The organism is Mesorhizobium sp. WSM4850 (assembly GCF_055811735.1).
Genome location: NZ_JBVVPV010000096.1, coordinates 1 through 6,620, shown reverse-complemented (window position 1 = coordinate 6,620; position 6,620 = coordinate 1). Strand labels below are relative to the sequence as shown.

General features: G+C 58.2%; 10 protein-coding genes and 1 pseudogene. 8 read left to right on the top strand and 3 right to left on the bottom strand.

The window, feature by feature from the left end; genetic code table 11:
- Nucleotides 1–62: 62 nt before the first annotated feature.
- Entirely contained in the window at nt 63–506 is a 444-nt protein-coding gene (locus tag AC0L2Z_RS34600) for a lipocalin-like domain-containing protein (RefSeq protein ID WP_473630545.1), read from the bottom strand.
- Between the two features lie 231 nt (nt 507–737).
- On the bottom strand, nt 738–1,184 hold the full coding sequence (locus AC0L2Z_RS34595; protein ID WP_473630544.1) for a hypothetical protein: 447 nt from the start codon (nt 1,182–1,184) through the stop codon (nt 738–740).
- Nucleotides 1,185–1,237: 53 nt separating this feature from the next.
- Between AC0L2Z_RS34595 and AC0L2Z_RS34590 the strand changes: the two genes are divergently transcribed.
- Both AC0L2Z_RS34590 and AC0L2Z_RS34585 read left to right on the top strand, forming a co-directional pair.
- Entirely contained in the window at nt 1,238–1,522 is a 285-nt protein-coding gene (locus AC0L2Z_RS34590; RefSeq protein WP_473630543.1) for a DUF982 domain-containing protein, read from the top strand.
- A 470-nt stretch (nt 1,523–1,992) separates the two neighbouring features.
- Nucleotides 1,993–2,283, top strand: a pseudogene (locus tag AC0L2Z_RS34585) (DUF1236 domain-containing protein); the annotation flags it as partial.
- Nucleotides 2,284–2,662: 379 nt separating this feature from the next.
- Here AC0L2Z_RS34585 and AC0L2Z_RS34580 read toward each other — a convergent pair.
- Entirely contained in the window at nt 2,663–2,899 is a 237-nt protein-coding gene (locus AC0L2Z_RS34580; RefSeq protein ID WP_473630542.1) for a hypothetical protein, read from the bottom strand.
- Nucleotides 2,900–3,164: 265 nt separating this feature from the next.
- On the opposite strand from AC0L2Z_RS34580, the gene AC0L2Z_RS34575 reads away from it, so the two are divergent.
- The 6 genes from AC0L2Z_RS34575 to AC0L2Z_RS34550 all read left to right on the top strand — a co-directional run bounded on the left by AC0L2Z_RS34575 (nt 3,165) and on the right by AC0L2Z_RS34550 (nt 6,246).
- Nucleotides 3,165–3,464, top strand: a complete 300-nt coding sequence (locus tag AC0L2Z_RS34575) for a DUF982 domain-containing protein (protein ID WP_473630541.1) — start codon at nt 3,165–3,167, stop codon at nt 3,462–3,464.
- A 272-nt stretch (nt 3,465–3,736) separates the two neighbouring features.
- On the top strand, nt 3,737–4,600 hold the full coding sequence (locus AC0L2Z_RS34570; RefSeq protein WP_473630540.1) for an ATP-dependent DNA ligase: 864 nt from the start codon (nt 3,737–3,739) through the stop codon (nt 4,598–4,600).
- 7 nt (nt 4,601–4,607) lie between these two features.
- Nucleotides 4,608–5,084 carry a hypothetical protein gene (locus AC0L2Z_RS34565; RefSeq protein ID WP_473630539.1) on the top strand — a complete coding sequence of 159 codons (477 nt, stop codon included), beginning with the start codon at nt 4,608–4,610 and terminating at the stop codon, nt 5,082–5,084.
- A 138-nt stretch (nt 5,085–5,222) separates the two neighbouring features.
- On the top strand, nt 5,223–5,432 hold the full coding sequence (locus tag AC0L2Z_RS34560) for a hypothetical protein (protein ID WP_473630538.1): 210 nt from the start codon (nt 5,223–5,225) through the stop codon (nt 5,430–5,432).
- A 2-nt stretch (nt 5,433–5,434) separates the two neighbouring features.
- Nucleotides 5,435–5,881, top strand: a complete 447-nt coding sequence (locus AC0L2Z_RS34555; protein ID WP_473630537.1) for a hypothetical protein — start codon at nt 5,435–5,437, stop codon at nt 5,879–5,881.
- 29 nt (nt 5,882–5,910) lie between these two features.
- Nucleotides 5,911–6,246, top strand: coding sequence for a hypothetical protein (locus AC0L2Z_RS34550; protein WP_287208253.1), 336 nt, complete (start codon nt 5,911–5,913; stop codon nt 6,244–6,246).
- The last annotated feature ends 374 nt before the right edge of the window (nt 6,247–6,620 follow it).

Sequence of the window (6,620 nt, the reverse complement as noted above, 5' to 3'; positions counted from 1 at the left end):
CGACCGGAACGGGTCGTGAGCCGAAGCTCAAACTGAGACGTCTTTGATGCGCGTTGTACATTTTAGTGAGGCGAAACGATCTTCTCGAACCTGACGGTGTGAATGCAGTCGCGACCGTCAAGGGGGTTTTTCGCTGGCGCTGATTTATAAGTCAGCCTTTGACCGTCGGTATCGATGAAACGGACTTGCTGGGTGCCCTCCCACATCGCGTTCCAACTCATGTCAATATGGTGAATAACTCGATCTTCTTCGACCGTGTATGTCCCCGCATAGGCAAACATCGTATCGTAGAGTCCGATCTTTTCTTCGGGAGTAGGGACAAGATCGTTGGGTGCAATGCGATCTTCGTTAAGCACGAGGACCATCACTCGGCCGTTCGCAGCATAGGTGATAACGCCTCTGGGTTTCTTTCCGAAAGCGTCTCTGACTTCGCCGGATACAAGGACCTCATAGGTCCAGGAAATCATCCGCCATGATCCCAGCAGCAAAGTTGCCAATTGCGACACGGCACTCATCTCCACGAAAGAGTTGGCAAAATAGCATGAAGCCTGACACTGCCAAAGCTCCGGTGGAATGCACTTCATCCAATCGGCGACTTTGGCGAACGCAAAGATAAGGGCCCCAGTGGCGGCACCATAAACCCGCGCTCCTCCTCCGAGCGCGGGCCGATCGGGCGGCGGCCCGATCTGCAGCGGGCTGGGAGTAGCGGAGGTGGGCCCACTGGTCCCACCCAACTGTTAGCGACTGCTAATGTTCCCGGCGCGGCGTAGGATCTCGTCCCGGATGCGGGGCGGGAAGACGCTGAGATCCTCGTCCGTTGTCTCGTTGGCAATCAGGAGCTCGACGTTCTTCTCGATCTCCTCCAGTTCTCGGTCGGAGAACGAGCTGGTGTTGCGGGGATCGCGCCACGGTGTTGAGGGCTGGTCGTCGTACTTGAATTTCCGCTCGCGGATCACCCTGTAGTGGTGCGGCTCGATGCACCGGGGGTCGTCACAGAAACTTTCGTCGCGTCGGATCTGGTAGTCGGGATGTTCCGTGAGATTGAGCAGGATACGGGCCGGGTTGCCGACGCGGTCGAGATAGGGCTTGCCGTCCTTGATCTGGCCTTGCCAGACGAGGTGGTCACCCTCGCGTTGCGAGAGCCGGCCGATGCGCTCGGCCAGCCCCGACGAACGTTCATGCAACCACCGCCATTGTCTTCGCGTTTAGCCTCTTCAATTCTGGAGCGCGACCAAAGATGCCGGCGTTTATACCGATTACAATCTACCTGAATCACAGATCGATGCTTGTTGCGTCGATCCCTGATGCTGAGACGGCGCTTCAGCAACCATGGCCATTCATGCAAAAGCCATCCCGACTTGAAGCAATCCGAATGATCGAGGAATGCCTGGCCGGACACTGCACCCAACAAGCCGCGTTCGCCGCCTTCAAGGCGGCCGCGAGAGAACAGGGCCTTCTTAAGCGGAAGCTTCCAAGCGTAGGCCTTAGGAAATTCGACGGGGTTGCCGAAGACCTGCTGTGAGGTGATCTCGCCTCGAGAATTTGAACCGCTGACGGGCCTCGCCTGGGCGGACTTGGCCAGCCGGGATTGCGGACCACCCGCCAAATCGAGGAATGGCGGGTGGTCGCTTATCAGCGCAGGAAGGGACTTAGCTGCGCGGATCTCAAATCGGGTGCCTCTAGCTAACAATGATTCCTATCGCCAGGAACGTGATCGATACGGCGAACACCGGAGCGAGTAACCAGCGAGCTTGGTGGACACTATTCTCCATGGTCTCTCTCCCTGTGAGCACATGGCGACAACGGGTGCCGGCAGTCGCGGTTCCGGGCTGCACCCCGTCGTCGTCCTTTGCGACATCAAGGTCAGACTTAGGTCCTACTTTAAGTAGACCGAAGCCCAATCAAGGAACGTTTGCGGCCGCCTGAGGTTGGGTGGGGCTGGCGCGACGAGCCGTTCAGCGGAACTCACGCAAGGAGCCCCATTATGAGAAAATGCATCTTTCACCTTTCGCTGCGGGATTTCTGCTGCTGGCAGGCATCGGCGCCGCTGCTGCTCAGGACGTAATCATCGAGCCTGAACAGGAGACCGTCATCAGGGAATATGTGAAGAAGCAGCCGCTCGCATCGGTGAAAATCCTTGGAGTGGAGCTCAATATCGGCTCAACCCTGCCCGAAACCGTCGAACTTCATGAAGTCCCCAACACCAAATACCGCACCGTTGTCGTCGACAACCGAACCGTTGTCGTTGACCCGGGCACACGCAAGATCATCAAAATCATCGAATGGCCAAAGCGACTGGGAGGACAGCCCGCCGTGCCGAAAGGTGCGGCGGGAAGCCATCAAGGGAGGAATTTGATCATCATGTCGAACCGTGAGATTGGAGCGTCCCAGGCGCTGCGAATGCGCGTGGCCGACCTCAATGAGAGGATGCGCGGCGCCCGGATTACCGAAAGTGAACTGAAGACCTTTCAAAAGGTCGCAGCCGTCATGGAGGACGGCAAGGGCAGAATCCCTGCCGATGATTTGATTGCCGTATCCTTTGTCGTCGAGGCGCTGGACAACCAACCCGGCTTCAATCTCTCCAGAAAGTGACACGCTGCAATGTCCCTCTCTCTCAACCTATTCTCTGTTGGTGGAAGTTACTGGCGCTAATCGGGACATCTCAGATTCCATACCTCAGGGCAATAAAGACCACCGGTGCAAAGAGCAGGAAGATCGCCATTACTATAATCACGGCAAGGGCCAGGCGCTCTGTTCGCCTGACCATGTCAACGACCTCGTCGTCGCTCGACGAAACGAGATCAATCACCGAGAAATCCGTTGGGTTAGGGGTTTGATTGTCGTTTGCGGGTCGCCCTGCGACCTCATCGACGTTCTGTCTGCTCTGGATAAGGGTCACAGTTCTCTCCGCTGTCAGGGGTCATTTCGGGTGTCCGCTGATCGGGGGCAAACAGCGGGCACTCGGTGAACCACCGATGAAGGGACTTTGCTCGGCGGCCGAATACCAATGCAGTGGTAAGGTCCTGGTTGCCGGCCCTCAGCCCTCTGTTCTTCACGCAAGGACTTCAGTCTTACCGCATGTCGGACCATAGCCCAGCGGCGGAACCGAGTGCTGCCCGTCCCGTTTGCCGGCCAATGATAATTCAGAGGTAGGAGAGGCAGCCATGGCTGGCGGTCCAACCGTTCTTAACTCAGGCGAAAACGGCGGCGGCACCCTCATGGGTATCCATTGGTTTCACCCTCCGGTCTACATCGGAACCGACCGACCTGGGCTCACCTACGTATGTACGAATGTCGAGGGTGCCGCGGCGGAACTCATGAAGTGGACCAAGCGGGGACCTAAGTGGAAGGAGGCCATCGAGGCCTGCGTCGCTCTCATTAAAGGCGAGCGCACGCCCGACGACGTAAGAACGGCGTTCGAGGCCGCTGCCGAGGAGGAGGGGTTGCTACGCTCCACTCATTAAGTTCGAGCGGCCCGACAGCCCGCTGCGGGGTGCAACCGGCCGCCGGGCCTACCGGCGGGGGGTGGGCGTGTCCGCCGGCGAGTTCTACCATAAGCCTCTCATGCATCATTGCTAATTTAGTAAAATGGTCACGTTCCGTTCCTCTGGCTGTCAAATCGGATGAGCCTAGAGTCAATTTGGTGCCTAAACGAGTGAGTGCCGGCGGCCGGCTAGAATTTATTCCTCCGATGATGCCTACCTTAGTCGCCAAGCCGCCCCAAGGCGATGATTGGATGCATGAAGCCAAATTCGACGGCTACCGCTCCCAGATCATCATCGACGCCGGCGGCGCTCGGATTTTCACCCGCCGCGGACTTGACTGGACCTCCAAATACCGCGACCTAGCTGCGGCAGTGCGAACGCTGGACGTCGAGAATGCCATCATCGACGGCGAAGTCGTCGTCTTGAATGAGGCTGGCCTTTCGGATTTTGCCGCGCTGCGCAAGGCAATCACTAGGCGCCAGCACGACCTCTATTTCGTCGCGTTCGATCTGCTGCATCTCAACGGCCACGACTTGCGCGACATGGCATTTGAGGATCGGCGGGAAATCCTGGCCGGCCTTACAGGGTTTGATAGCCGCATCCAGTTCAGTGAGACCATGCCGGGCGAGGCTAATGCGATCTATCATCTGATCGACGCGGCCGGCCTGGAGGGGATGGTATCGAAGCGCCGAGACAGCAAATATCGCAGCGGCCCGACTACCAATTGGCTGAAAACAAAATCCTTCACCGAAAGCGAGTTTGAACTTCTTGGCGTTGAACGCGAGAGGGGCAAGCCCGCGTTTGCTCTGATGGCCGCGGCAGTGCGTTTGTCAGCGTCAATCGCGAGATGCGGGAGCGGCTTTGGAAACGAGTGCAGGAACACGCCGGGCCACCACCCAAGGACATGCCAAAGCGGCCGGCAACGCAGTGGGTCAAGCCAGGCATCAAGGCCCGCATCAAGCACCTACGTGGGGAGGAAGACCTTTGGCACGCCTCGCTGCAGGATTTTGGGGACGAGGACTAAGCGGGAGATCTCAGATCCCATGCATCAGGGCAATGAAGACCACTGGTGCAAAGATATGTTGTCGATGAGGCAGCGGACAATCCCTTGGTGATCGTCCGATGCGGCAGGCTGCCGCGCTTGCCCGAGCATCTCCGGCCCTACGAATGGAGCCATGCGCCATCGGCTGTTTTGGCGTCGAAAGCGACGGGCACACTGTGAATCACGCACGCCGCCGCCAATATCTCCTCCAACTCGTGGTCGGTCGCCTTGCAGGCCGGCATGAGTTTCCGAATGGCGCAGATTGCCTGTCCGATGGACAGGAAGCGGGCCTTGCCTCTGGAGAGAACGTAGGCTTCGGCGACTGTTTCAACCGTGATTGTGGGAAAGGAGCGAGTCATCGAGAATTCCTCCCTGAAACTCTGTCCAACGCGACTTTCGGTCAACATGCGGCGGCCTTCAAGGCTTTGTCTGATTGCGGACAGTTCAGCTCGCCGCCCAGCCGTCAGCGGCTTTCTTCCGCCGTGATGCTGGCGCGCTCGATCCCCGCCTTTGCAGCCTCTACCCGCGCTGCTTTTCCTCGGGTGATGCTCCCCTGAGTTTAAAAAGCAGGTCCATGACCGCCTCCTGTGGCTATCCTGCCGATAGTGAACAAAATGAGAACAAAAGAGTCAAGGCCGTCTTGACTGGCGAGGAATATGTTCCTTATTTCTGACCGGATCGACCAGGAAAGGGTTATGAAAAAGCGCCAAAACGAGCCGGCCGGCGAAGATATGTCCGAATTGGAACTGTTTGCTCATCAGGCCATAGCTGCGGCAGGTGGCGATGCCGTGATTGCCCTGCTGAACGTGCTCGTCAAAAATGCCGAACTTGAGCGCGAACTTGCCTTGGCGCGGGCAGCAGTCTCGAATGGCTTTTCTCGCGGCTGGCACAAGGCCCGACCCTAGCCATGGCAAACACGGGGGAAGACAATTTCCGGATCGAGGTTTGGGATCGGGAGGAGAAGACGCTGATCGAGACCATCTGTCGATCGCCGGACTCATTTGTCAGCCAAGCGGCCTGGCAAACCGCCATCCGGCGTCGACCCGGCATGCTCCTGATCCACTACAACAGCCGGCATGTGATGGAAAAGATCATCACGCCCGGCGAGCCGACAGTGCCGCCGCAGACCATCGTAGAGGGCAGCATACATGCCGGGCTGGACGTATCGCTGAGCGATCTCCGCAAATGGCACCATGTTACGGGCCTGGTGCAGAAATTGCTCGCATCATGCGGAGGTCAAGGCGCCGGCCCTCATCAGGCGCTATGGCAGGGACGCGCTCTTCAGCACGGTCGAAAGGGCACTTTTCTGCACGAGTTGCGAGCGGGGAGGGCCGGTTCGGCTGGAGATTCATAAGCTGCCGAGGAACTGAAAGGATGTGAAGGATGCAGGACCTAATCGATTTTCTACAAATCAACTCGGCGCTGGTGCTGGCTAACCCAATAGCGTTTGCTACGTTCGCGGTCCTCTTTGGAGGTGGAGGCTTCCTGGTCGGGCGCTACTTTTTGACGGAGCGCATCGCAAATCTGGAAAGCCGCATCGCCAGACGGGATGACGAGATTACGGCGCTAAAAGAGGGACGGTCATTCGCAGAGGAATCCAATCTGCCGATGGTGCCCATCATAGCCACCAAAGCCATCTGGGGAGAGGAAGAGATTGCGTCGCTCACCGGGAGTCTATTTACCCACACTGAAGACAAGATACGTCTAAGTCAGTCGTAATAGGCACTTTGTTTGCTAGCGAGTGGCCCGGCGCTCTCTGCGATCCTGCGAGGATGTGCGACACGTGGATGCGCTTCTGGACGAAGGCTGCATATAGGGCAGCGTCGTCAGATCTGGTCAGGCGAACGATGCTGTCGACAAGCGCCAGTCGGCGACAAGCTCGACCCGGAAGCCGACCCGCTCGCCGATGAGCGCAACGCGTTCTGGCATCGCATCGACGCGCGGCGCGGCACGAATGGCTGCATACGATCAAAAAGGAACGCCGTCCACTCCTCGCTGGGTCCAGTCTGGAGGGCGGGTTACTTCATGCGAACCTGTGCCACGCTGTCCCTGTAGTCCGCTTTCGGGTCGCCCATCCCGAGGAAAAGTTTCAC